The sequence below is a fragment of the Prevotella sp. E13-27 genome (assembly GCF_023217965.1).
Lineage (GTDB): Bacteria > Bacteroidota > Bacteroidia > Bacteroidales > Bacteroidaceae > Prevotella.
The window spans coordinates 348,072-373,318 of sequence record NZ_JALPSC010000001.1 but is presented as its reverse complement, the minus strand read 5'-3'; the positions used below and the strand labels follow the sequence as shown (position 1 = coordinate 373,318).

Genomic DNA, 25,247 nt, shown 5'->3' with positions numbered 1-25,247 from the left:
CTATTCCACCATCACTTTTTTCGATTTGTTGCCATTCTTTATGATGTACAGTCCCTTTGGCAGATTCTTAAGTGTCTGCTGAGGCATCATTCTTCCTGCAGCATCGTAGATTGTCTGCTTGCTGTTAGCCATCATCTCGCTGTTTATCTCTTCGATGCCCGTGCTCCTGTTGTTTACATGAATGGTAAGCATAATCACAGATTCATTGTTGTTGAAGTCTGTTATGGTGAAGCTCATCGTGTAGTCACCTTCCATTGTAGGTGTTCCTGATATTAAGACAGTCTTTGATACATCATCAAAGATGGGATAGTCGAACTCTGTTGGCGGGAAGTATTTTGTCTCGTTGCCCTGGGGATCAGTGATGCTCTTGAATACGCATTTCTTGATGAAGCGCAGATGGCATGTGAACTCAAACTGCTCGTTCATGAATGCATTAGCCAGAGTATCTTCCTGTGTTCTGAAGCCAGGTGTCATGGCGTCAGGCAGATAGTAGCCCAGATGAGGCGGCTGGTTGTATGCTGAGTTCTGCCATGTTATTCCCATGCGATATACGTGGTCGTGCATAAGCGTTGGCAAGCGGTATCCTGTCTCAATGTTTGAGCTGTAGATATACAACTTGTCGGAACCGTTGTGAAGAATCACCTCTTCGCGCCAGTCACCCAGTATGTCTGCCTGCAGGTTTGGCGTGTTCTTTGTGCTGTTACAGGTGCTTCCGCTTAATGTGGCCAGTCTGCTTGTTCCACCTGTGCCGCTCTTCCATTTGTCAACCTTGTTGCCATCGAGCAGCTCTTCCTGCAGGTCTCCGTCCCAGAAGATGCGGAAGTTCGTTGTTCCGTGGCTTTCTGATACAACATCACCTGTGACTGCGCTTCGTGCTGAGCCGTCGCTGCTTGACCAAAACAGTGAGCCGCGCACAGTGGCATCGAACTGTCCTGCCAGTCCGCGTCCATTGTCCACGCCTTCCGGTCCGCCCTTATGTATTATTGCTCCTGTTGCAGCATCGTGCAGGTCCCATGCGTATGTTCCTTTCTCCTCATGTACCTGGAAAAGCTCCAGTCCAGGACGGTCTGGACAGTGGTCTGCCAAGTGAATGGCATCGCCGTGTCCGAAGCCTGTGGCATAGAGCAGCTTGCCGTTGTGGTCGAGGGCTGCTGAACCCCACAATATTTCGTCGCATCCGTCACCATCTACATCGGCAGTAGAGAGGTTGTGGTTGCCATTGCCGAACATCGTCTTGCTGCCGCTTCCGCTTGTAGCCGACTTTGCGCTGTAGGAGGACGTTGAGCCTTTTCCTGTTGCGTCGAATGTTGTTACCTCGTAGCCGGAATCAGTCTTGTGAGAGCTCAGCCAGCGCTGATGCAGCTGCTGGTCATAGAAATCTACTGCCCAGATGAATGCGTAGGTGTAATAGCCTCGGCAGAACACTGCGCTTGGGTTCTGGTCGGGACCTCCCAAATAGGCTGTGGTTGCTAAGTAGCGCTCACCTCTGTTTCCGTATGAACCTGTGTCGTTCTTACCATTGGTGCCCCAGTTCACTGAGCCGTTGGCAGCACCGCCATAGAGCATGTTACGGTTAGGATTATAGAAGATGGTGTGTATCGCCTTACCTGTCATGCCGTTGAACACCGTGAGCCACTCTTGTCCGCTCGTTATGCGGCCTCTTGAGGTAACGAGGTCTGAGCCATTGTTGGTCACGCTCTTGATGTCGTTGTCAGTAGCAGCCTCGCTGACATAGTCGCCGTTGCCGTCTTTAGAGCCAGGACCGGTCTTGCACATCAGCTCTGCCTTGCCGTCGCCATCGTAGTCATAGACCTGGAACTGTGTGTAGTGAGCACCTGCACGGATGTTCTTTCCAAGGTCTATGCGCCAGAGCATTGTGCCGTCCTGCTTATAGCAGTCTATAAACACGTTGCCTGTCACACCGTCCTGAGAGTTGTCTTTCGAGTTTGAGGGATCCCACTTCACGAACAGCTCATATTCTCCGTCTCCATCGACATCGCCTACCGACATGTCGTTGGGCGAGTAGGTGTAGTCCTGACCATCGGGGTAGTTATACTCAACCTTGTCTATCGTTGCGCTATATGCTTTTGTCTTGCCTGCTGCAGGCTGGCTGAGCTGAATGGTCTTGTAGGCGGCTCCCCATGCCTTTACAGCCAGCGATGTGTCAACAGGTTCGCCGTTCACCTTTGTCACAACTCGGTATGTGGAGCTGTTGCTTCCTTGTTTGTCAGTGTAGTTGGTGGCATAGATGTTACGTGCTATAACCGTCTGGTTGCGCATGAGGTCAAAGGTCGTTGTGGCCTCGGCGTCTGTGCCAAGCAGTCGCCAACTGACGAAGTTGCCTGAACCACTTGATACTTTTACGGCTACGACGCCTCTGTCCAGTTTCTCCATTTGGCTTTCTGGAGTTTTCTGTGCGTTGGCAGTCAATGTGGCGAATGCCAACAATGCCATGGTGTAAAGTCTTGATGTCATATTTTAGTGATTAGTAATTGATTATCTGCTGCAAATTTACTGTGTTTTTCAGAAAAAAGACACAATCAGTCAATAATTAAAGAAGATTGGGACATTTTTTTGTGAATTATATTATTGTTTGATAAAAAAATCTTAATTTTGCGGCATAAAAAGTTGCTTAAGCAAATATTAACCATTATGAGAATAAAATCATTATTACTTTTTTTCTTCATTCTTCTGTCTGTCAACATGCAGGCAAGTAATTATCTGAATGTAGAGCCTCTGACGCTCGAGGTACCTGAGATGAAGCCCGAACTGGTAGAGGTTGTTAATCAGCCGCTTACCTATTATGAACAGACGGGTTTGTCGCTGCCTGAACCTGAGCCGAAGATGGATTTTAATTTCTTCAAGTCGAGGACAAACAAGGGCGTGAGGGAGTATAAGTTCTTAGATGATGTGACGTTTGTAGGTGTGCCCCTCTTCCTGGCTGGCATTGCCATCAAGGGCGACAAGGCAAGCTTCCGTCAGGACTATAGGAATACCCATGCCAACACGCGACTGGTCACCCATTTCAAGACCCACATTGATGACTATACTCAGATGTTTGGTCCTGCTATGACCGTTGGCCTGAAGGTTGCTGGCGTGGAAGGCCGTAGCGACTGGCCTCGTCTGGTTACGAGTTCGCTGATGTCCTATGCCTGGATGGCAGCTTTTGTCAATGGCATCAAATATACCGCTAAGGAGATGCGTCCCGATGGCTCTACCGCTAACTCATGGCCTTCTGGTCATACGGCAACCTCGTTCGTGGGAGCAACAATCCTTCACAAGGAGTATGGTCTAACCCGTTCGCCCTGGTATTCTGTTGCAGGCTATGGCGTAGCTACAGCTACAGGCGTTATGCGTATCCTGAATAACCGCCACTGGATCAGCGACGTGATGTCTGGTGCTGGCATCGGTATCCTTTCCACAGAGCTGGGCTATGCTGTTACTGACCTTCTTTTTAAGAAGAGGGGACTGCTGCGCAATGATTTGGAATACTATACAGAGAGACCTTCGTTCTTCGCCATCTCTATGGGCATGGGCTTCGGACTGAAGAGCCTTGGATTTGGTGCAGCTGACCTCGTGCATAGTGAAGACTATGAATTCGAGGACAATAGTGATCTGTTTAAGGTTGATTTCCATACAGCCTCGGCTGTAGATGCTGAAGGAGCCTACTTCTTCAATAAATATGTTGGTGTAGGCGGACGCTTGCGTGTAAGGGCTATGACAGCCAAGTCGTGGAGTGATTTCATAGACCAGGCCACTAGTGTCCGGTTAAATTTTTCCGAACGTTAATTAAATGTTTAAATTTCAATGAGATACAGCGATTTAAAAATTTTCCGATTTGATTTTTTATCTTTGTACTGTCTCATATATAAGATAGCACAGGATATGAATGCCGGAAATACTGTATTCTCGCAACTGATGTCTCTCATCCCTGACTACGAGCTCAGGAAATGTATTGACAGATATAGAGGGGATTTTCATGCAAGACGATTCACTTGCCGTGACCAGTTCCTTGTCATGAGTTATGCTCAGCTGACCAGCAGCGCAAGCCTTCGTAGCATAGAGGCTCAGTTGACTGCTTTCAACTCCAAGTTGTATCATGCCGGTCTGAAGGTGATGCCCAAGTCCACTCTCGCCGACATGAACGAGAAGAAGGACTGGCGTATCTATCAGGACTACGCAATGGTACTTGTCGAGAGGGCTAAAGTCCTGTATAAAGATGAATACTATCGGTTGGGAATTGACAATATGGTGTATGCCTTTGACAGCAGTACCATCAACCTGTGTCTGCATCTCTGTCCATGGGCGAAGTTCCATCATGACAAAGGTGCTTTCAAGATGCACACTTTGATTGATGTAAAGAACAACATACCCAACTTCATCATGCTTACTCCTGGCAATGTGCATGATACTCAGGCTATGGACAGCTTGCCTGTAGAAGCAGGGGCTTACTATCTGATGGATAAAGGCTATGTGGACTTTGACCGTCTGTTCCGTCTCTTCCAACAGCAGAAGGCTTACTTTGTAACCAGAGCAAAGGACAACATGAAATATTCCGTATTCGAGGCAAGAGAGGTTGACAGGCAGACTGGCGTCATCTCTGACGAGTCCATCAGTCTTACTGGTCTCTTTACAGCCAAGAAGTACCCTGATTTGTTGCGTCTGGTCGTCTATGAGGACTTTGCGCAGAACGTAGTGTATCGATTCCTGACGAATGACTTCACCCTTGAAGCAATTACCATTGCGGAACTGTACCGAGAGCGCTGGACTATCGAAACGTTCTTCAAATGGATCAAGCAGCACCTGCACATCAAGACGTTCTATGGGACGTCCCAAAACGCAGTCTTCACACAGATATGGATTGCCATCTGTGACTACCTGCTGCTTATTATTGCTCTGAAGATGTATCATATCGAACAAAATCTTTACATATTCTCTAATGTCATCGGCCAAGTTCTCTTTGAGAGGACTCCGCTGAATGAACTTTTTGACAAACCAATTATTAATCAAAATCCGGAAGATGACCGCCAACTTTCGCTTTGGTGAAATTTAACCGGACAGTAGTGAGACCAGGCCAAAAAAGACCGTATCGAATTGGGTGGAGACATTGCCGATATCATCGACGCCAACTCTTTTATTCCTACCTCACAGGTACAAAAAGAGATGAGCGACGTGGTTAAATCTGAGGAATACACCATTGAGAGCGACCACCTCACTGAGTTCTCTGCCAACGTGGGTCTTTACTTCAATATCCCTCTCGGCAAGCGTTTCGCACTGGGCAGCAAACTTCTCATAGGTCGCACTCTTACTCAGGAGCTCGATATCAACGCACATTATACAGGTAACGTGAAGGATATGGTCTATACCTTGAGCTTCAAGGAGGGCTATGAGAAAGGCAATACATACGGTCCTGGCGGTACTGAAGTTGAAAATGGCGCAGAACTGTTCATTGACGACTTCAAGTCGGCAGGTCGCGACTATGACGTAGAGTGGGACTACATCACGCTGGGTGGCAACAACTCTACAAACTACGGCACAGGTCTTTCGCTCACTTATAAATATAAGTCAAACTTCTCATGGCGTGTGTTCTGTGACTACGATTTCTCAAGAAAAGAGTTCACCTTCACAATCGATCCTTATCGTTTCATCAAGCATGCCGCTCCTAACTTTGACACGATGTTTGCCACCATTGGCAGTAATCTTGATCCCTTATCGTTCAAGAAGAAAAAGGACGTACACTATTTCACTATCGGTGGCTCGTTCTTAGTTAATTTCTAAATCAATGATTCTCATGAAGCGTTTAGACTATTTACTCATAGCGTTCTTACTAATCGCTGTCAGCGTTCTTACCAGTTGTGCTGATCGCTCGCGTCGTTCAGAGATTGATGCTCGCAAGGCAGCACTCGAACACAAGCAGGACTCCACGCTTGCCGCTACTCAGGAGCGCTTGGCTGTTGTTGACAGCCTGCTCGAAGCTGTAAAGAAAGAGCATGACCAGCAGCACGAACTTGTTATGGCCAACAGCACCAAGCTGAAAGACGACTCGCCTGAGGTGATAAAGCTCAACCAGCTTCGCGCCCATCGCGATTCTCTTCAGGCAGAATGGCAGACGCTCGGTGCCACCATCCGCTATATAAAGAAAAAGAAAGAAGAGACTGCGTCTAAATAAAAATACAACGGATTACACGGATTTTACGGATTTAAGTCCTACCAATAATTGGCGACTTTGAGAATCCGTGAAATCCGTGTAATCCGTTGTTTTAAATATTTTTTGTTATTATAGTCTCTATAGTCTTTCGTCTATAGTCTAAAGTCTAAAGTCTATAGTCTAAAGTCTATAGTCTATAGTCAAAATCTACAGTCTAAATGGGACTACAATCTTAAAGGTAATGTTTCGTCCCATGTTGTAAACACCTTGGCGTCCTGTAACCACGTTGTCATCCGTATATTTCAGTCGGCTCAAATGGTTCTGGTAAGCCTTGTCCAAAAGGTTATGCGCTGTCACGTATAACTCTGCAACCTTCTTGCCTCCCATCTGAATGTCTGTACCAGCAGAGAGGTTCAGCAGCCCATAGTCAGGTGTCGGCGTCTCTGTGTCATAGGCGCTGAACACGTGATTCTGCTTCAGATAGTAGTCAAATCCAGCAGCAACATAGAGGTTGTTTAGTGCCAGACCGGCCTTGGGGTGGGAATGACGATACTCGTGCGTAGCGTGGGTGCTTACCGTACTGTGGGCGTGGTGATACAACTCCCACTTCAGCTCTGAAGTCCATTTCGGAGCAGGCGTAAAGGGCAGGTATTTGTTCTCAGAGGTTAGGGGAGAGTTGTGAGAGATGAGACGGGCATCGACATACGAGAATGTGTTTGAGAAATGTATGGAGTGGATAGGGTGGAAGTCCACTCCAGCCTCAAATCCGAGCAGGCGGGCATCGCCCTGAGTGTATTTATATACAGGATAGTCTATTCTCTCACCTCTCACCTCTTGTCCCTCACCTCTTATGAATATGTAGTTGTCTATGCGGTTGGCAAAGAGCGCCAGCTGAGCTGAGACGTAGCGTGAAGTGAAGTCGATGCCGAGGTCTGCCTGCAGACTGTACTCTGCCTTCAGCTGCTCATTACCCTTCTCATAGCGTATAGACCCTTCGTGTACACCATTTGAGGCCAGCTCGCTCATGTTGGGCGTACGGAATCCGCGGGCTATATTCATGCGCAGGTTGAAATACTCGTTAATGTTGCATACGGCACCAACGCTGCCTGTCACACCATTGAAATTACGCGACAGATTGCTGAAGCGCACCTTGCCATCCTCCACCAGCTCGTCGCCACGCAGACTGCGATGGTCATAGCGAATGCCTCCGTTCAGCGTCCAGCTGTCGCCAAGGCTCTTCGTGGCAGTAGCATAGATGCCGAAGTCGAACAGGCGGCTGTCAGGAATAAGATATTCCTCGCCCTTGTTTTCCGACTGCTGATACATGCCGCCTATGCCAGTAGATAGCTTCCAGCCATTGAACTCGTGGGTCACATAGCGCAAGTCATAGGTAAGCGTGTGAAGTTTCAGGAAGATACCATATTCGTCCATAGACTCCTCAAACTCCTGTCGGCGATTCTGCTGATAGCCTATGATAGCTTTCACGACGCCGTTTGAGATATTTAGACTGTTATCCCATACAGCCTTGTAGTGCTTCACCTCCTGGAAAGGCAGCGACTTCTTGTAAGAGGTGAGCGGTGAGTAGTTGGATGTGAGCTCTCCTGTCAGCGTGTCGCGCTCACCCTCTATGATGCCTGGCGTCAGGTGGTATGCCGTCAGCGCGAGTCGTGAGTGTCCCCAGTCCTTGTTCAGCCCCAGCATCAGTCGTCCTGAACGCTCACGGAACTGTGAGCCAGGCACATAGCCGTCGTACTTGTTCTTATAGGCATGAGCCATCTTTGAGCTGTATAGCGCATCCCACACAAATCCTTTCTTGTTGCCAGCCATCTGCGCTGAGTAGTGGAACAGTCCGTTGTTAGTCTGATATTCCGAGCTAACGTTTGCCTTCATCTCGCCTTCTGCCAGTGTAGGCTGCGCATGAAGTATCACAACGCCCGCCATAGCGTCAGAGCCGTACATCAGCGAGGCAGGACCCTTCAGTATCTCTACTGAGCCAACGCTGCTGCCGTCAACCTCCACACCGTGCTCGTCGCCCCACTGCTGTCCCTCTTGGCGCACACCCTCGCTCATCACTACCACGCGGTTGTATCCCAGTCCGCGAATTATAGGCTTCGATATGCTTCCGCCTGTCGTCAGCTGGCTTATACCTGGCTGACGGCTTATGGCATCTACTATGTTTGTCGAAGAAGTAGAGCGCAGCATCTGTGGTGTTACTATGCTCACTGGCGTTGTAGAGTGTTTCAGCTTTGTGTCGCCCGTCACGCCAGTAACCATCAGCTCGTTCAGCTGCAGGTGACGGAAGAAAATGTCTGTAGAGTCCTGATACGTCGCTTTTGAGTCCTTGGCGTGATGTTGGTGCTTACTATTATCCTGAGCTACCATTGCCGTGCATATAAACAGCAATGGCAGAATGATGATGTTTCTTTTTTTCATTCTGTGATTCTATTGTAAAATATGTATGTAATTGATAAAGAGCCTCCTTTCAGAATCACAATGATGGAGGGCCGCGCGTAACGATAGTTCCGCAGCATACTGTACTGAAAGTGTATAGCTGCTGGGCAAGATGGTTAATACATACATGAACATATACTGCGATAGCTGTCACAGCGGCAGTCAGCATCTTCAGCGTCAGGAACTGGCACAGCACACAGTCGTGCACCCACGTCGCCGCCGCCGTCATGTGACCATGACAACTGTGGTGTACGCAGTCGTTGCATTCTGTCGTTATCGTCTCGCTCTCCTCATGTACGTGAACCGACGATAGCACCAGCATTGGCACAAACACTGCCAATAGCAACCACGAAGCAATATGCCGCATCCTTTCCTGTTTCACGCCTGCAAAAGTACAAATAATTGATAAAAATACAAAGAAAACATTTTTCTTTTTCTTCCGAGTGACAGTATCCGTCACAAGATGTAGTTCTTACTATTTAGTGATTCATTACCGACAGTTTCTTAATCCGATTCAGACTACGCTGAAAACCAAACTCGTCGAGTTTGGCGACCAAAGTCGACGAGTTTGGTCACCAAAGTCGTCGACTTTGTAAAATAGTACAGTCAGAACTGCACTGCACCAGTATTTAAGCTATACCACAGTATAGTCAGTACAGCTTCATAGCTTAGTCAGTACTATGGAAAGAAATTCGGCAATATGTTTGGCATGTTGCCGAATTTGTATTATTTTTGCCAGCAAATTATAATGACGTATGAAATACCCCTTAGGCATACAGAATTTTGAAAAGATCAGAAATGACGGCTATTTGTATTTAGACAAGACCGCCATGATCTATAATATTGTAAAAGATGGCTCCTATTATTTCCTCAGCCGTCCGCGCAGGTTTGGTAAGAGTCTGCTCATATCCACATTGGAAGCATACTTCAAGGGGCGAAAGGAGCTGTTTAAGGGGTTGGCCATTGAAAAGTTGGAACAGGAATGGCGAGAGTCTCCTGTGCTGCATCTGGATATGAATGCAAGGAACTATGCCAACAAAGAGGCTCTTTTGGCAGAACTTAACAAGCACCTGGAGATGTGGGAAGCCGAATATGGCGATGAATATAAGGACAGAGCACCTGAGGAACGTTTTCAGCATGTCATTATGAATGCCTATAAGAAGACGGGACAGAAAGTTGTTATCCTTGTGGACGAATACGATAAACCACTGTTACAGGCAGTTAATGATAAACCACTTCAGGACGACTATCGTGCAACGCTGAAGGCATTCTATGGCGTTGAGAAGTCTATGGACGGATACATCCGTTTTGCACTGTTCACTGGTGTCACGAAATTCTCGAAAGTCAGCGTGTTCAGCGACCTTAACAACCTAACCGACATCTCTATGGATGCCCGATATGTGGAACTGTGCGGTATTACCGAGAAGGAAATCCGTCAAACTCTTGATGCCCAAGTTGGCGAAATGGCTGAGTCCAATGGCATGATTAAAGACGAGTGCTACGAAAAACTAAAGGAGAGCTATGATGGCTATCACTTTGAGGCCAATACCGTTGGGATATATAATCCGTATAGCCTGTTGAGTGCTTTGTCAAGCAGGTCCTTTAAGGACTATTGGTTTGAAACAGGCACGCCGACATATTTGATAGAACTTCTGAAGAATTCAAATTATCCTTTGGATTCTTTGGGAACAGAAGAGCTGACGGCGAGTGTCCTTGGTAATATCGATACGGTGGATCAAAGTCCTGTCCCCATGCTTTATCAGAGTGGTTATCTCACGCTGAAGGGCTATGACAAGGAATTCGAGATGTATCGTCTGGGATTTCCTAATCTGGAAGTGGAACGCGGTTTTACACGATTTCTCATACCATATTATACCACATTGAAGTCCGATCAAGGCCAGTTTTTTGTTGCCAATTTCGTGAAGGAACTTCGCACAGGCCAAGTTGAGGCGTTCATGAAGCGTTTGGAATCACTCTTTGCCGATGGCGATTATCAGGTTGCTGGCAAGGCTGAGCTCTATTTTCAGAATGTCGTTTGGATTATCTTCAAGATGATAGGATTCTATACTGAAGTGGAGCGCCATACCTCTGATGGGCGTATGGACATGTTCATCAAGACATCAGATTACATCTATATCCTTGAGTTCAAACTTGACAAGAGTGCAGGAGAGGCCTTGCAGCAGATAGAGGACAAGCAATATGCCAAACCTTTCGAGCACGACCCTCGTACCCTTTACGAGATTGGCATCAACTTCTCTACCTCAACCAAGCGTATTGATGGGTGGAAGGTGAAAAAATAGTTTTTTGTCTTTCATTCTCTATTTTATCTAAAGGAAAAGACACGCGAATTCTATAAAAAATGTTATTTTTTGCACCTCTAATGTTGTCCTTTTGTTCGTAATTAGTAATTTAGTAGCCAAATTTGGATGATGAGCATATAACCTAAAACGGCTACTTTAATGGATTATCACTATAAGACAGACTATCGCATGTTATCCGACCGACAGATTGTCGAGAAGATTCTAGAGAAGCCTCACGATGAAGAGGCTGCTGTCTTCCTGCTCCATGAACGCTACAACCCTCTGCTTCAAAGCATCTATAAATATTTTACCAACGACATGTCGTGGTACGATGATTTTATAGACGAACTATTCCTGCTCCTTAAGGGTAAAGAAGGGACGTGGCGCATCTTGGCTTGTTTTGAGTGGCGTTGCACATTGGGCTATTGGCTGAAAGGAGTCGCTTTCAATAAGTTTCGTGAACTCATGTCCAAACTGATAGAAAATAAGGGTAGAAATGAGTCTTTAGATAGTGATAGTCATAATAAGTCAAAACGGCAGATACCCTCTGTCGGTGAGGAAATCTTTGAGCAAAACATGCAGAGAGTAATGCTTATCGAGGCCATAGCAAAACTGAGAGATGACGAGCGCTTCGTCATCTTGAAGCGCCTGCAGGGATACAACAGCAAGGAGATTGCCATCCTGCTTCAGAAAAGTTGGATGAAGCGTGGCATAGTGAAAAAGAATCACAATGGAGACCCAGTCATCCCCACTGAAGATTACGTTAACGTACGCATCCAACGGGCAAAGAATAACCTAAAGAAAATCATCGTCGAAAAATGAAAGCACAGCATATGGAAATAACTAACGAATTATTGGCAGCATATGCCTCAGGCAATGTTTCTGACATTGAACGCAATGCCGTGCGCCAGTATCTTATGGAACATCCAGACGAATTGGAGACTGTCATGATGCTGATGGACGATGATTTCGATGTCCAGCTGGATAGCCATCAGGCGGACTCAGCAGAAATGTTCAACCATGGATTAGATTCGTTGTTGGAAGAAGTTGAATCCACCGACACTGTTTCAGAGACTCCTTCAGTAAGTATTCTTCCCATAATGTCGCGAGCAGCCAAGAATGTTGTGGATAATCTTTGTGCTGTAAAATGCGAAGGCTATGCGTTAAGAACACTGGGAATAGATGTCTCTGATCAAGAACTGGAAAAAGAGGCTGAGGAGAATGGATGGCTTAAGGAAGAAGGAACCGCTTTATATAGTATTGGGCAATTATCTGCAAAGCGTGGATTATTTGTCTCGAGAAAATACGATTGTACCATTAATGATATTAAGAAATCACTAAAGCATGGTGATATTGTCATTGCAGTCATAGACAACTCAGAATTATTCATAAGGCCTGAGAAAGCAAAGAGAATAGATGATACATTCGGTCAGTTGCCAAACCATGCAATCATCATTAAGTCTATCGATGAAGAGAATCAAAGAGCAGAATTGTTGAATCCAAGTGACAGCAATGATGTTCACTCATATCCACTCGATGTTTTCTTAGAAGCATGGAACGATTCTTCAAACTATCTGGTAATCAGCAATCGTAATCATTACAAGCCACACCCCATCAATCTGTCGGAAGTGTCATTAACAGATGATATTCTTGTACTTCAAGAAGTATTTGCAGAGAATGTTCATGAGGTTTGGGCTAAAGCGAGAATAGATGATGGGTGGAAGTATGGCCCTCTTCGTGATGACGTTCAAAAGACAGACCCCAGTTTGTTACCATACGATTTGCTTCTTGAGCGAGAAAAGGAGTATTGTAGGTTATTAGCAATTGACACTATAAAATGTCTAAAGAAATTGGGATGGAGATTAGCGAAAAATAAATAATTATGAATAATATGCATACAATAGACTTCATACACCCAGAGGATGCTACAGCATTGGAAGCATTACAGAGAATACCTATGCTGCCAAAGGTCGTTAAATCCTTTATGGATATTGGCGTGGAACAGCTGCAAACAGGTCTGAACATGGCCACGAAAATCAAACTGTCTCCTACACAATTGCCTGAATTGTATAACATACTGCCTCCCATGTGCGAGCTGCTTGATATTAAGGAACCTGACTTCTTTCTTGAGATGAATCCAATTCCTAATGCCTATGCATTTGGCGATACGCAGACTGCCATCACCATTACATCGTCATTGGTTGAAATGATGTCTAAAGAGGAACTTCGTGGTGTGGTAGCTCACGAGTGTGGCCATATAGCCTGCCACCACATGCTTTATCGTACGCTTGCCTACATGCTTGCAAATGCTAGTGGCATGGTGGAATCATTGTTGTCTTTAGCAGCTCCAATACATTATGCGCTCATGTACTGGTCTCGCAAGAGTGAACTCAGTTGTGATCGTGTTGCTGCCTACATGGTAGGCCCTCAGACAGCAATCTCTATGCTGTCACGTCTGGCAGGTGGTCCGAAGAACATCACCTCGAAACTCAATTTGATGGAATTGGCAGAACAGGCCGACCTTTACGACGCTCTCTGTAAGAGCGATCTTTGGAACAAGGTGTTGCAGACCTATGCAGTGATGAATCAAGACCACCCATATACTTCTGTTCGAGTAAGGGAGTTGTTAAAGTGGACAGAGACTCCGCACTATAAGTCGCTGACCTCTTCCAAGCGCATTTGTCCCCACTGCCATCAGGCTATCTATGAAGACTGGCGATTCTGCCAGCATTGCGGAAAGAAATTATAAAGGCACCTATTACTTTACCTTTTACAATTAGCTGAATATGAATCCTACACCACTATTATTACTCGCCTTTAAAGAACTTAACGACTCTATGAAGGGATCTCTCGACGGAACGAAGATTGAGAGCATCAAAGAGACCATTAATAACTATGCCCTTGCTTCAGCAGTAGCAGGCCTTGCGGCTGCAGTTGTTCCTGGGGTGGCAAGTGTTGTTGCTATGTTAACACAAACGGGTTTCGTTTGGGCTACTTATGTCCAGATTAACAAGACACTAGGCATTTCCATGTCGGAGCATACTGTCAAGTTCCTTGGTACTGCCATCATTACAAATTTAGCCACCAATGCAGGAACGACTCTCGCCTCCTATGCTGCAGCCGCTGTTATCTCGTTCATTCCACTATTCGGACAGGCTCTTTCCGCTGCTACTATTGCTGCATTGGGATATATGATGGTGTATACAGCAGCGGTAATCTATCTCAAACTTATTTCTAGACTGATGTTGCCCAATGGAACGCTGAATGTGAAAGAAGATGATGATACCAAGCACATCATCGAAGACATCATCAAGAAGAATAACATAAAAGACATCATCAAGGAAGGTCGTAACTCTTATAAGCAAGCTAAGGCCGATGGCTCTCTCGACCAAGCCAAGAAGCATCCCAGATGTCCAGGATGTGGCGCCGAAGTTAAACCTGGACAGAAGTTCTGTTCCGATTGTGGTACTGCCCTGATGTAATTTGAAATATTAAATCCTTGAACACTTAAACCTACACGATATGAATACATTTTTCGACGAATCAGGTGGACTCAATATTGATGACCTCATCCTCCAGCAACCCTCTTTCCAGAAGATTATGGAGGACGGCATCGTTACAGAGGAAGAACTTGCAGAACAGAAAGAGCGCGTCATCGCCCTCTTGAAGAAGTTCGAGCAGAACTCCACGCCCGAACAGATTGACCAGGTCCGTGAACTTCTTGCAGAGATTAGTGTGCTGATGGCGGTGCAGAACAAATGTTAGACAAATATGATAAAGACAATGATAAGAACTAATGATGCGAACTTCGGGGCACTGAGCTGGGATACGCAGAGACTGGCAAAGGGTACAGACCCTTATAGGGCTTGTGCCAAGGGTGAGATATGCCTAGGTGCGTGGGCTTTTATGATAGAGTCTAATTTGATCGATTCATATGGAGCAGGAATTTTTGTGAACTGTTGGTATAATAATTTATCAGTGACGATTTAAAGTAACAACGACTATATATTAAAAACTATTTGTATATGGCAAAAAAAACGATTAAACAAAGAATAAAAGCGATGATAGGTAAAAGCATATTGTTGAAATCGTTGATTATCTCATTCTTAGCTTTTGGTATTACTTGTGTACTGTATTTTTGCTTAGGCAATTATTTGTCCTATTTGGGAATTGATAAGAGCAATTTGTCATACCTAAAAGAATATTACAAGACAAGGAATACATCCTATAAACAACCACCTACTTCAAATGATATTTATATAATTGAAGTTTATGAGAATAGTTCTCATGATAGTGTAGCGAAATTAGTTGATGCTGTTTGCGCACATACACCCGCTGTCGTGGGAATAGATATCCGTTTTACGGATAATTTTAACGCTTCGGATGATACACTAAGAGCTGCTATTAAACGAAATGCTGATCTCATAGTACTTGCTCAAGTTCTTGATGATGATGGAAATGTTGACTCCAATTTGTTTGAAAATGACTCTTTGCACTTTGGCATTGCTAATTCCTATGATGTCCTACAATTTCCAGATTCTACATATCATCATTTTGCCTATGAAGTGTCAAAAAAATATAAACAAAGGCTATTTTTGAACTATGACGATTTTCTCATTAATTATTCTACCACAGACTATGACGGCACAGATATGGATAGTTATTTAAATAGCACCCCACAAGTCCAAGATGCAAAAACGAAAGGAAAGATAGTTTTAATAGGAGGCGATGTTGAAGGAATGTATGACAGGCATCAAATGCCATTTAATATTGATAGAGGAAACCTGCTGCCAGGTATTTATTGCCATGCCTATGCAATTAATTCCCTAATTAACCCTAATCTTGCTATGAAACGTCTTTCTATCGAATCGAAAGGCAATATATTATTGTATTGGTTTCTATGTTTTACATATTCGTTTTTGTATGTATGTCTTACAGACAAAAAATGCAAATACGTCAAAAAGTATAACTCTGTATTTAACATCATTAGACCCCTGCTGCTTTTGATGGTGGTACCTATTCTCTTATTGGCGTGCTTTTTCCTTACTCTCTATTGTAATATCGTACCAAACGTGGTTCCTTTCCTTATTTCAGTCTTTATTATTATTACGTTTAATGATTTCTTAGCACAAAATATTAATTCAGAAAAGTATGAATAAGTTAGTTGTTATAGCCCTTTTTGTTTATTTCGGTAGTTGTCACCTAGTAAATGCTCAAGAGTATAAGATTGATAATATTCGCGGTAAGGTGGAAGTGAAAGAAGTGAAAAAGGATGATAGTGGCCAATGGAAAAGAATTTTTAATGACACAAAAGTGAATGGATTAGATTTAATAAAGGTAGATAAACGTCTGAATTTGTATAAGAACGGTTCAAAAAAATACGTTTATAAAATAAAAACTCCTAAGTCTGTTAACGATGTCTGGATATTAGGAAAAATCAGGCCAAATCCTATGAAGTATAAGAGTCCAGAGATAAGTCATCTAGGAGGAGGTGAAAAAGATTCTATCGGCTTTTATTTCATTACTACAGAAGGTGAAAATAGATTAGATAGTATTATTCATCAATCAGATACATTAGAAGCCTTTGTGCTAAGCCATAACTTAAATGATACATTATATGCATATGCGTTTTGGATATTTAGTAATGAAACAGATCCACTCCACAAAGAGGCTCATCGTGAGGTGTTGAACCTGTTGCCAGAGACTCTTAATGAATTCTTTTTTGAAGAAGATATTACCATAACGACAAAAGTTGAAAAAACAAAAATGGTTATCTTTTATACAAAAACAAAATCAAATGTTCCGAATTCATTGAGCGATAACTACGAATCTATATGTGATGAGTTGAAAAGGAATGGATGGAATTATGTCGAGTTTGAAATTGTAATACAACAATGAACAGATTATATATTATTGTAGCAATGGCGTCAATAATGCTGTTGTATCCGTGTTTAGGGTTTGCTCAGGGAAAAAGTTCAATCCCTACACAAGCTTTAATTAAGAGACAAAATATTCGCATCTTAACAATTGGATGTGGAAGAAATAAGAATGGTCGTAATGATTTAAACTCTGCACAAGATTTGGTAGCATATGAAAGAGATAGTATCGCTGCTAAATATATTTGGCCGAGTTATAAGTACCATTATCTTAATGTTAAACTAAATGGCAAAGTTAATGTGGAAGCATTTAAAGATACTCTATATAACTTTGCGCGTGATACAAAGCAGAATGACGTTGTTATAATACACATCTTAGGACATGGTGAAACAGATTCGGATGGGAATTATTATTTCATATGCTATGATGGAAAGCTAGAAGGGAGTTACATATGTAATCAGCTAAAAAAAATGGCAGGCAACGGGGCTTTGGTTGTTATTTTCCTTGATACGTGTGAAGCAGGAGCTCTTTTTAATAATATCAATCAATATTTTAATTACAATAATGGCGGTGCTATTGCATTTTACGCATCATCTAAGAGCAATCAAAAAGCAGATGAGATAGAGCAATATACTCGTTTTACTAAAACTATTTTGAGTACATTAAAAAATGAAAATTCAGTCGCTTTTTCTGAAAGCACTCAATTTTTAACATTGGGTGGGCTTAAGAATGTGATTAATGCTGCATTTGGTACTAATGACGATTCTCCACCAGAAAAAAGACAGACCCCACAATCTCTTTTCCTCTCAGAAAAGGGGAAAATAGATGGTTATATAATCGAAGATTATCCACTTATAAAAAAAGTAACGGATGGTATTCCGTTTCCACCAACACCGAAGACTCCTCGCTACGTTTACGCTGGAGCTTCTGGCGGATTAAATATTACTCCTACTCCATATACTAATATAAATATTGGTCTTGACATTAATCATCGTCATAAAATAGAGTTCGGTGCATCACTGGCATTTACACAATCTGACGATGTGTTCATTTATGACAAAAACGGAATCTTACAAAATGGATATAATTATCGTGGTTGGAATATTTATGGAAGATATGGATGTAATGTCATGCCTAAAGAATCCCGATGGGAAATAGTTCCTCTTGGAGGCTTTTCTGAAAACTTCATCTATGGTCTCCATGGATTCAATTCCGATACGGGTAAGACCGCCTCTTGTTTTATGTTCTCTGCAAGTTGCCGGTTTGCTCGCAGCATATGCAAGGATAAACAGCTTCTTCTTCATGGAACACTTGGTTGTGATTTCCCCATCAAAAAAGACGGGAATGTTGATGTTCTTAAAGAGGATAAATACATAAAGAACTGGTGCACAATAGGGCCATACGTAGAAATTGGTATTGTAGCCAAGTTGTTTCATCTTTAACGATTGAATTATGAAGGAAATAAAGAATATACAATTACTATTGTTTTCATTGTTAATTCTTTTGGTTGGCTGTAATGACGATTTGGCTGACAAAGAATATTATGTCAACCATAACTACTTTAGCATTGGTAGTGGGGTGATTATCTTTTCCGATGATGTTGATAATGTCATTGTTTCTGTTGATTCTAAAGGATCATGGAATATAGCGAATATACCAAACTGGATTGATGTATCTCCGAAGTCTGGTAAAGGAACAGGATCTTTTTCTGTCAGTGCGACAAAAAATCCATTGAGTACTGAAAGCAGATCAGATACTATTTATGTTCACCATGATGGTTTAACAAGTTTGCTACAAGTAAAGCAGGCTCCATCTGATTACAAGTTTGTATATACCCCGACACAATTAGATTTCGGATCTAATGAAACGGAGAAGAAACTAGTGACTTTAGATAATAACACGACTTGGACTGCAAGTAATACAAAAGGGTGGTGTCATGTTTCCCCAACATCAGGAAAAGGAACTACAGAGTTGCAGGTCTATTGCGATGTAAACTCTACTAATGCTGAACGCAAAGATGTAATAACAATAAAGACAGCGAAAGGTGAGTCGTATGAAATTCCTGTAGCTCAAAGTGGAACAAAATATTACCTTAAGACGTCTCCAGAGAAGTTGGAAAAGTTCAAGAGAGAGGGAGGTAAACAGGATATTCAATTATTAAGTAATACAGATTGGATAATAACAAGTAGCGATAGTTGGTGTAAACTATCACAAAACAGAGGTCAAGGTGATTATCTGATAACAGTGTTCGTTGATAAAAATACATTGACGACACAAAGAAGTACTACATTGTCTATTACCTGGGACCAAGAGGAAAAAATAATCGAAGTGACTCAAGAAAGAGGCGAGGAACCAAGGTTGTCGTTTTCTCCTCAGATTATAGAACCATTTCCGTATCAAGGAGGAATTTACACAATAGAAGTTAGTAGTAATACCGATTGGACTGTAGAGAGCAATCAAGAATGGTGTCATATAGATAGCCCCACAGAGACTATTACTGGTGATGGCAATATAAAAATTATCGTCGACGAGAACCCGCTTGGTTCAGCTCAACGTGATGCCATTTTAACTATTAAGTCTAACGCAGGTGATAAACAAATATATGTTCATCAAGAGAAAGGTCTGGATCCGTTTATAGATGTTTCATCAGATCAATTATCATTCTCCAATAAAAAAGAACAGAAAACAATAACAATAATAAGTAATGTCGACTGGACAGTTGTATGTACAGATGATTCTTGGTGTCATATTGAAACTCCCCAAGGTGCTGGTGCTGGAACAAAGGAAATTAGGATAAGGGTTGATGTTAATCCTGCTGAAGCTTCAGAAAGGAATTGTACATTGTCTATTAAGTCTTCTTGGCTTGAAGATAAGAAGATAGTTGTTCATCAGGCGAAAGGCGATGCAGGTTACGTGAGAACGACTCCAAGTAATCTGAATGCACAGCCTCAAGGTGGAACTGTGACATTCGGTATTGATAGTAATCTTTCTAATTGGACAGTGTCAAGTGATCAAAGTTGGTGTTCAGTACAAACGACATCAGGCTCGTTTAATAGAACAGTATCCCTATATGTTCAACTTAATGCATGTACAGATGCTCGTGATGCCACAATTACAATAAAATCTGCTATTAGCGATGTCACCGTTACTGTTCATCAGGAACCTAAAGATGTTCCAGGTGACGATAACCCTAATCCGAAGTATACACGTAAAAGATAAGAAATTATGAATAAGATATTTTCAAGATTTTTTGCCTTAATAGCCTTTATTTTTATATCTTCCTCAGCATTCGCAGAATCATTCGAGGTTGATGGCATATATTATGAGGTTGATGCAAATAATAATGCAAAAGTAGTAAAACCGTCATCGGGGGCTTATACAGGTATATCATACATAATACCATCTAAAGTGAAATATGGTAATATCATTTACAATGTTACTTCCATTGGCAGTAGTGCATTCCATAGTTGTTCAAAGCTCAAAGAGATTATATTACCTTCGTCGTTGAATGAAATAGGGGATTGGTCGTTTGTTAACTGTTCAGAATTATCACCTTTGGTTCTTCCTTCATCACTTGAGAAAATTGGTATGAATGCCTTTCAAGGATGTAGTGCTTTGACAGAGATTGTTATTCCGAAGTCAGTAAAAAGTATTGACTCAAATCCTTTTGTTAGTTGTGAGAATTTGCAGATATTAAAGGTTGAAGCAGGAAATGCAGTTTATGATTCCCGTAACGATTGTAATGCAATTCTTAAAGGAGATGAGCTTGTTGCAGGATGTAAGTCGACAGTGATTCCAGATGGAATCTCAAAAATCGGGAGTAGTGCTTTTTATGCTTTGGATATAGAAGGCATGGTGATTCCAAACTCTGTTGTGTCGATTGGCAGTAGTGCATTCCATAGTTGTTCAAAGCTCAAAGAGATTATATTACCTTCGTCGTTGAATGAAATAGGGGATTGGTCGTTTGTTAACTGTTCAGAATTATCACCTTTGGTTCTTCCTTCATCACTTGAGAAAATTGGTATGAATGCCTTTCAAGGATGTAGTGCTTTGACAGAGATTGTTATTCCGAAGTCAGTAAAAAGTATTGACTCAAATCCTTTTGTTAGTTGTGAGAATTTGCAGATATTAAAGGTTGAAGCAGGAAATGCAGTTTATGATTCCCGTAACGATTGTAATGCAATTCTTAAAGGAGATGAGCTTGTTGCAGGATGTAAGTCGACAGTGATTCCAGATGGAATCTCAAAAATCGGGAGTAGTGCTTTTTATGCTTTGGATATAGAAGGCATGGTGATTCCAAACTCTGTTGTGTCGATTGGCAGTAGTGCATTCCATAGTTGTTCAAAGCTCAAAGAGATTATATTACCTTCGTCGTTGAATGAAATAGGGGATTGGTCGTTTGTTGACTGTTCAGAATTATCAAAAGTAACGTCTCTGATTGTAGCTCCATTTGAGATAAATTCAAATGTTTTTATGAATATTTCCAATAATGCAGCTCTATTTGTACCAGAAAACACTAAAAACGATTATATGCAGTATAATGGATGGACAGTAAATTTTTTAGGTATATATGAAATTCATGGTGAAGATATAGAATGGAATTTCGAGGTCGACGGTATTTATTATGAAATAGATGCAACAAACATAAATAATGTCAAGGTTACAAAACCTCAAGAAGGAAAGTATTCAAAAAACTCATACAGAATTCCTGCAATTGTAACCAAAGAGAATGGGGATAAATATAATGTTGTTGAGATTGGTAATGATGCATTTTCTAGGTGCTCTACATTGCAATCTATTACATTGCCAGAAACAGTAACTTGCATTGGTAAAAGTGCTTTTGAACAATGTAGTAATCTTTCTTCTATTAATTTGCCTAACCACCTCGTTATAATTGATGATGAGGCTTTTAGAAGTTGTTCAAAAGTTACATCAGTCGTATTTCCTAACACACTGAAGACGATTGGCCGTTATGCATTTTATAATACGGGTTTAACAAGTGTTTCTATACCATCGTCTGTGTATGAGATAGGTTCATTAGCTTTTAATAGTTGTGATAATCTTTCTTCCATTACTGTAGAGAGTGGAAATGATGTTTATAATTCAAAGGATGACTGCAATGCAATTATGAAAGGGACAGTTCTTTTTATTGGATGTAAGAATTCTACAGTTCCTTCCGGTACTACTGAAATAGGTAATGATGCGTTTTCATGGTGCTCTACATTGCAATCTATTACATTGCCAGAAACAGTAACTTGCATTGGTAAAAGTGCTTTTGAACAATGTAGTAATCTTTCTTCTATTAATTTGCCTAACCACCTCGTTATAATTGATGATGAGGCTTTTAGAAGTTGTCGAAGAATATCGATTATAGAACTTCCCAATACGCTAGATACCATTGGAAGTAATGCTTTCTATGGTTGCTCAGACCTGGTAGAGATTGTTTCAAATATGGAAGCCCCTTTCGAGATTAAGGATAATGTTTTTGGTGATTATAATAATACTATCTACTCTAATGCTACTTTATATGTCCCTGTAGGGAAAGTTGACATGTATAAAAATTTAGGCGGTTGGAAGAACTTTGTAAAAATTCAAGAAATCAAGCCTGATCCAACTCCAGTGATAGATGGTCTCACCTACGTTATTCATGAAAAAACGAAATATGCTGAGATTAAGTCTGCGAGTTCCGTTGACCATATTGTGATACCAACCTATGTTGAATATGAGAATGTTCAATATCCAGTAACGAGGATTTTAGATGAAGCATTTATGGGAAACAAAATGATCTCTCTATCAATTCCAGGTGGCATTTCTTATGTTGGACAGAATGTGCTTAAAGATTGTAATCAGTTGGCTGCGATTCTATGGAATCCATCATTCAAACCATCTGATGAGTTCGTGAACCATATTGCTAATCCTAACTTGTTGTTCTATGTCGCTAAAAAAGAGTATAAGCCATTTGGCATAAGAAATGTTATTGTTGATAACGAGATCCCAGATATCACTCTGACGGATGAGAGCATAGGCAATTTCTATTGTCCCAAAGCATTTACGGCTGCCAATATCTCTTATACACATAATTTCAGCTTGAAAACAGAAAAAGGTAAATGTCAAGGATGGGAATCCATTGCTTTGCCATTTGATGTTACTACATATAAAACGTCAAGTGGCGATGCTATAAAGCCATTTAAGAAAGCTGGTACAGGAGAAAAACTATTTTGGCTTCGTGAACTGACAGATGATGGGTTGGTTGAAGCAGAAGGTATCAGAGCTAATACTCCTTATATCATCAGTATGCCTAATTGGGAGGGTTATCAAGACTTTTATAACATTACTGGCTATGTTGCATTTTCTGCTCAGAATGCAAGGGTTGAGGCTACAGATATTCATCCCATTGTATCTGAGGCACATCGTTTCTATCCAGCCTTCCAGATGCTAACAAAGAATGATAGTATTTATGCTCTAAATCAAGATGATGATAATGCCCCAGGAAGCATTTTCGTTAAAAACTCTAGAGATATTCGTCCATTCGAGGCGTACTTTACGACATCGGGTAGCGCAGCAGCAAGAAAGGTTATTTCTATATCTGATCTTATGGAGGGAACTACAGCTATTGCGAATATTCTTACTTCATCGCAGCGAATGTACTCCAACAACGGCATTATCTATATCGAGAGCACAACAAACGGTAACTGTAATATCTATGCTGTTAGTGGTCAACTGATGAGAAGGGTGACACTGAAGCAGGGTACGAATACTGTTGAGGGACTCTCGAAGGGAATCTATATCGTGAATGGACAGAAGATTATGGTGAGATAAAGGGTGCCAATTAAAATGAAGAGAAAGGAACTGAAGATATGCCTACACTTAATTGGATTGGAGATGAGAAGTGACAGGCCTCCACTTGGAGGCGCTGTTTTCTACGCAGAACTTCGGTATAGGTTTTGGGGTGTGGGATGGTGAAGACAAGTACTTTATAAACTACAAAAATTAGGGCGAAGAAGGGACTGTTGCGGAGAATAATCTGAAGGAGTTGGTGAGGAGGATGCGAGAGCACAAAGTTTTCTGTTGTAGGAAAGTAATAATAGATATTTTATAGTTGAAGTAAGAATATGAATGAAAGTACTTTTTTTGCTATTGCCACTATAGTCGTAGGTGCATTGGCTATTGTAGTGCCTTTTGCTGTATATCTTGTGCAGCAACAATCACGTAACGCACAATTCTTCCATGAATGTGCGAAGTCTCTATTCTCTGAGAATCCAATAGAGCAGTCGACTGCTGCAATTCTATTGAGGGGCTTTCTAAAGAGACCATGGTGGAAGTTCCTGTACAAACCCAATTATACCAAGGAGGCAAAGAATCTAATGGTAGAACTGTTGCGTAAACCGATTTCTGTAGGGCTCCAGAAAACCATTGCAGACGGATTCTCGTATGCGGGTAATATGAAGGGGCAGGAAATACAATATGTGAATATGTTAAATGCCTTAATAAAGCCAGAATTCAGAGTGAAATTTGAATCAACTGAAAATGGATTCCTTAAATTTATTTATAGAAGAAGGCGTCTTTCTATGCGTAAGGCAGATTTCTTTCACGCTGTTCTTCAAGAATGTAGTATTAATAATGTTGATGCAAAAGGTGCTATCTTCTTTTGTGCAATTCTTAATCGTACATCTTTTAAAAATTGCATATTGGAAAAAGCTAATTTTGTGAACTCTAATGTTAAAAAGGTAAGATTTGATGAAGACTGCAAATTGGAAGGCGCATGTTTTGATGAGGCAGTGGGATTGGATTCTGCGACCATAGGAATTGCTGGTGACAAAGATCCTCATCCAATTCTTGAGTATTTGGATGAGAAAGGTGTTTTTCATTCTGAAGGCGTTCCTGAAGAAAACAGATATAAACCAAGAAACAAGACAATCAATCTTTTTGTAAGTAAACTTGGAATTCTTGATTCGACCCAAAGAAAACAATTCGACTCTTCAATTGCTGCCCTGAAGAAATTGGGCAACGTTGATATTCAGAAGATAGAAAGGGAACAATACCAAAATGTTTCACAATTGACAGATGTAGCAACGCATTTGGAGAGATGTGATGGTTGCGTTATATTAGCTTTTGGGTATTTAAATGTAGTCAATGGCTTTATTCATAAGCATGTAGCGGGCAAGGACCGGAAAGAGATTAAAAATAAATTATATTCATCTCCTTGGTTGCATGTTGAAGCAGCATTGGCAAATGGGAGACAGATGCCTTGTTTAATTATTTATGATAAAGACTTATGTCGAGATGGAATGTTTGAGGGTAATATTATTGATTCGGATAAGAATATGCGTGCATTTCCTTACTCTGATACTATGTTTGCTGAGGATAAAATCAAAATTAGACAATGGTTTGGATTAGTGCAAGAATATCATTATAATAAAACAAAAAGAGATAATAAAACTTGATAGATTCTAATTTCAAAACCGTTCTCT

At 41.8% G+C, this 25,247-nt stretch carries 19 protein-coding genes; 16 read left to right on the top strand and 3 right to left on the bottom strand.

Annotation, left to right across the window (positions count from 1 at the left end; translation table 11 throughout):
- Positions 1-2,475 carry a rhamnogalacturonan lyase gene (locus M1L52_RS01595; protein WP_248613072.1) on the bottom strand — a complete coding sequence of 825 codons (2,475 nt, stop codon included), beginning with the start codon at positions 2,473-2,475 and terminating at the stop codon, positions 1-3.
- A 177-nt stretch (positions 2,476-2,652) separates the two neighbouring features.
- Here M1L52_RS01595 and M1L52_RS01590 point away from each other — a divergent pair, with 177 nt between their 5' ends.
- The 4 genes from M1L52_RS01590 to M1L52_RS01575 all read left to right on the top strand — a co-directional run bounded on the left by M1L52_RS01590 (position 2,653) and on the right by M1L52_RS01575 (position 6,169).
- Positions 2,653-3,789, top strand: a complete 1,137-nt coding sequence (locus M1L52_RS01590; protein ID WP_248613071.1) for a phosphatase PAP2 family protein — start codon at positions 2,653-2,655, stop codon at positions 3,787-3,789.
- 96 nt (positions 3,790-3,885) lie between these two features.
- Entirely contained in the window at positions 3,886-5,046 is a 1,161-nt protein-coding gene (locus M1L52_RS01585; protein WP_317231464.1) for an IS4 family transposase, read from the top strand.
- Positions 5,047-5,094: 48 nt separating this feature from the next.
- A complete protein-coding gene (locus tag M1L52_RS01580; RefSeq protein WP_248613070.1) occupies positions 5,095-5,778 on the top strand; it encodes a hypothetical protein in 684 nt (227 codons plus the stop codon).
- 13 nt (positions 5,779-5,791) lie between these two features.
- Positions 5,792-6,169, top strand: a complete 378-nt coding sequence (locus tag M1L52_RS01575) for a hypothetical protein (protein WP_248613069.1) — start codon at positions 5,792-5,794, stop codon at positions 6,167-6,169.
- A gap of 186 nt (positions 6,170-6,355) precedes the next feature.
- Here M1L52_RS01575 and M1L52_RS01570 read toward each other — a convergent pair whose 3' ends face one another.
- Complete coding sequence (locus M1L52_RS01570; RefSeq protein WP_248613068.1) at positions 6,356-8,581, bottom strand: TonB-dependent receptor; 2,226 nt, start codon at positions 8,579-8,581, stop codon at positions 6,356-6,358.
- 55 nt (positions 8,582-8,636) lie between these two features.
- Positions 8,637-8,981: a hypothetical protein gene (locus M1L52_RS01565; RefSeq protein ID WP_248613067.1), complete on the bottom strand. Its 345-nt coding sequence runs from the start codon at positions 8,979-8,981 to the stop codon at positions 8,637-8,639.
- 373 nt (positions 8,982-9,354) lie between these two features.
- Here M1L52_RS01565 and M1L52_RS01560 point away from each other — a divergent pair, with 373 nt between their 5' ends.
- The 12 genes from M1L52_RS01560 to M1L52_RS01505 all read left to right on the top strand — a co-directional run bounded on the left by M1L52_RS01560 (position 9,355) and on the right by M1L52_RS01505 (position 25,220).
- Positions 9,355-10,899, top strand: a complete 1,545-nt coding sequence (locus M1L52_RS01560; protein WP_248613066.1) for an ATP-binding protein — start codon at positions 9,355-9,357, stop codon at positions 10,897-10,899.
- Between the two features lie 159 nt (positions 10,900-11,058).
- Complete coding sequence (locus M1L52_RS01555) at positions 11,059-11,721, top strand: sigma-70 family RNA polymerase sigma factor (protein ID WP_248613065.1); 663 nt, start codon at positions 11,059-11,061, stop codon at positions 11,719-11,721.
- A complete protein-coding gene (locus M1L52_RS01550; protein WP_248613064.1) occupies positions 11,718-12,779 on the top strand; it encodes a RyR domain-containing protein in 1,062 nt (353 codons plus the stop codon). Before M1L52_RS01555 ends, M1L52_RS01550 begins: the two co-directional genes overlap by 4 nt.
- Positions 12,780-12,781: 2 nt before the next feature.
- On the top strand, positions 12,782-13,648 hold the full coding sequence (locus M1L52_RS01545; protein ID WP_248613063.1) for a M48 family metallopeptidase: 867 nt from the start codon (positions 12,782-12,784) through the stop codon (positions 13,646-13,648).
- Positions 13,649-13,685: 37 nt separating this feature from the next.
- Positions 13,686-14,381, top strand: a complete 696-nt coding sequence (locus M1L52_RS01540) for a zinc-ribbon domain-containing protein (RefSeq protein ID WP_248613062.1) — start codon at positions 13,686-13,688, stop codon at positions 14,379-14,381.
- 40 nt (positions 14,382-14,421) lie between these two features.
- Positions 14,422-14,664 carry a hypothetical protein gene (locus tag M1L52_RS01535; protein WP_248613061.1) on the top strand — a complete coding sequence of 81 codons (243 nt, stop codon included), beginning with the start codon at positions 14,422-14,424 and terminating at the stop codon, positions 14,662-14,664.
- Between the two features lie 260 nt (positions 14,665-14,924).
- Positions 14,925-16,058, top strand: a complete 1,134-nt coding sequence (locus tag M1L52_RS01530; protein ID WP_248613060.1) for a CHASE2 domain-containing protein — start codon at positions 14,925-14,927, stop codon at positions 16,056-16,058.
- Positions 16,051-16,797 carry a hypothetical protein gene (locus tag M1L52_RS01525; RefSeq protein WP_248613059.1) on the top strand — a complete coding sequence of 249 codons (747 nt, stop codon included), beginning with the start codon at positions 16,051-16,053 and terminating at the stop codon, positions 16,795-16,797. The genes M1L52_RS01530 and M1L52_RS01525 overlap by 8 nt, the downstream gene beginning before the upstream one ends.
- Positions 16,794-18,218, top strand: coding sequence for a caspase family protein (locus tag M1L52_RS01520; protein WP_248613058.1), 1,425 nt, complete (start codon positions 16,794-16,796; stop codon positions 18,216-18,218). The genes M1L52_RS01525 and M1L52_RS01520 overlap by 4 nt, the downstream gene beginning before the upstream one ends.
- A gap of 10 nt (positions 18,219-18,228) precedes the next feature.
- Complete coding sequence (locus tag M1L52_RS01515; protein WP_248613057.1) at positions 18,229-19,995, top strand: BACON domain-containing protein; 1,767 nt, start codon at positions 18,229-18,231, stop codon at positions 19,993-19,995.
- A 6-nt stretch (positions 19,996-20,001) separates the two neighbouring features.
- On the top strand, positions 20,002-23,595 hold the full coding sequence (locus M1L52_RS01510; protein WP_248613056.1) for a leucine-rich repeat domain-containing protein: 3,594 nt from the start codon (positions 20,002-20,004) through the stop codon (positions 23,593-23,595).
- Between the two features lie 293 nt (positions 23,596-23,888).
- On the top strand, positions 23,889-25,220 hold the full coding sequence (locus tag M1L52_RS01505; protein ID WP_248613055.1) for a pentapeptide repeat-containing protein: 1,332 nt from the start codon (positions 23,889-23,891) through the stop codon (positions 25,218-25,220).
- Positions 25,221-25,247: the final 27 nt, after the last annotated feature.

Excerpts from the sequence above, each read along its gene's own strand:
- M1L52_RS01585 (WP_317231464.1), top strand. The coding sequence starts at position 3,886 with ATGAATGCCGGAAATACTGTATTCTCGCAACTGATGTCTCTCATCCCT.
- M1L52_RS01595 (WP_248613072.1), bottom strand. The coding sequence starts at position 2,475 with ATGACATCAAGACTTTACACCATGGCATTGTTGGCATTCGCCACATTG.
- M1L52_RS01590 (WP_248613071.1), top strand. The coding sequence starts at position 2,653 with ATGAGAATAAAATCATTATTACTTTTTTTCTTCATTCTTCTGTCTGTC.
- M1L52_RS01520 (WP_248613058.1), top strand. The coding sequence starts at position 16,794 with ATGAACAGATTATATATTATTGTAGCAATGGCGTCAATAATGCTGTTG.
- M1L52_RS01535 (WP_248613061.1), top strand. The coding sequence starts at position 14,422 with ATGAATACATTTTTCGACGAATCAGGTGGACTCAATATTGATGACCTC.
- M1L52_RS01530 (WP_248613060.1), top strand. The coding sequence starts at position 14,925 with ATGGCAAAAAAAACGATTAAACAAAGAATAAAAGCGATGATAGGTAAA.
- M1L52_RS01525 (WP_248613059.1), top strand. The coding sequence starts at position 16,051 with ATGAATAAGTTAGTTGTTATAGCCCTTTTTGTTTATTTCGGTAGTTGT.
- M1L52_RS01515 (WP_248613057.1), top strand. The coding sequence starts at position 18,229 with ATGAAGGAAATAAAGAATATACAATTACTATTGTTTTCATTGTTAATT.
- M1L52_RS01550 (WP_248613064.1), top strand. The coding sequence starts at position 11,718 with ATGAAAGCACAGCATATGGAAATAACTAACGAATTATTGGCAGCATAT.
- M1L52_RS01555 (WP_248613065.1), top strand. The coding sequence starts at position 11,059 with ATGGATTATCACTATAAGACAGACTATCGCATGTTATCCGACCGACAG.
- M1L52_RS01560 (WP_248613066.1), top strand. The coding sequence starts at position 9,355 with ATGAAATACCCCTTAGGCATACAGAATTTTGAAAAGATCAGAAATGAC.
- M1L52_RS01570 (WP_248613068.1), bottom strand. The coding sequence starts at position 8,581 with ATGAAAAAAAGAAACATCATCATTCTGCCATTGCTGTTTATATGCACG.
- M1L52_RS01545 (WP_248613063.1), top strand. The coding sequence starts at position 12,782 with ATGAATAATATGCATACAATAGACTTCATACACCCAGAGGATGCTACA.
- M1L52_RS01540 (WP_248613062.1), top strand. The coding sequence starts at position 13,686 with ATGAATCCTACACCACTATTATTACTCGCCTTTAAAGAACTTAACGAC.
- M1L52_RS01510 (WP_248613056.1), top strand. The coding sequence starts at position 20,002 with ATGAATAAGATATTTTCAAGATTTTTTGCCTTAATAGCCTTTATTTTT.
- M1L52_RS01505 (WP_248613055.1), top strand. The coding sequence starts at position 23,889 with ATGAATGAAAGTACTTTTTTTGCTATTGCCACTATAGTCGTAGGTGCA.
- M1L52_RS01575 (WP_248613069.1), top strand. The coding sequence starts at position 5,792 with ATGAAGCGTTTAGACTATTTACTCATAGCGTTCTTACTAATCGCTGTC.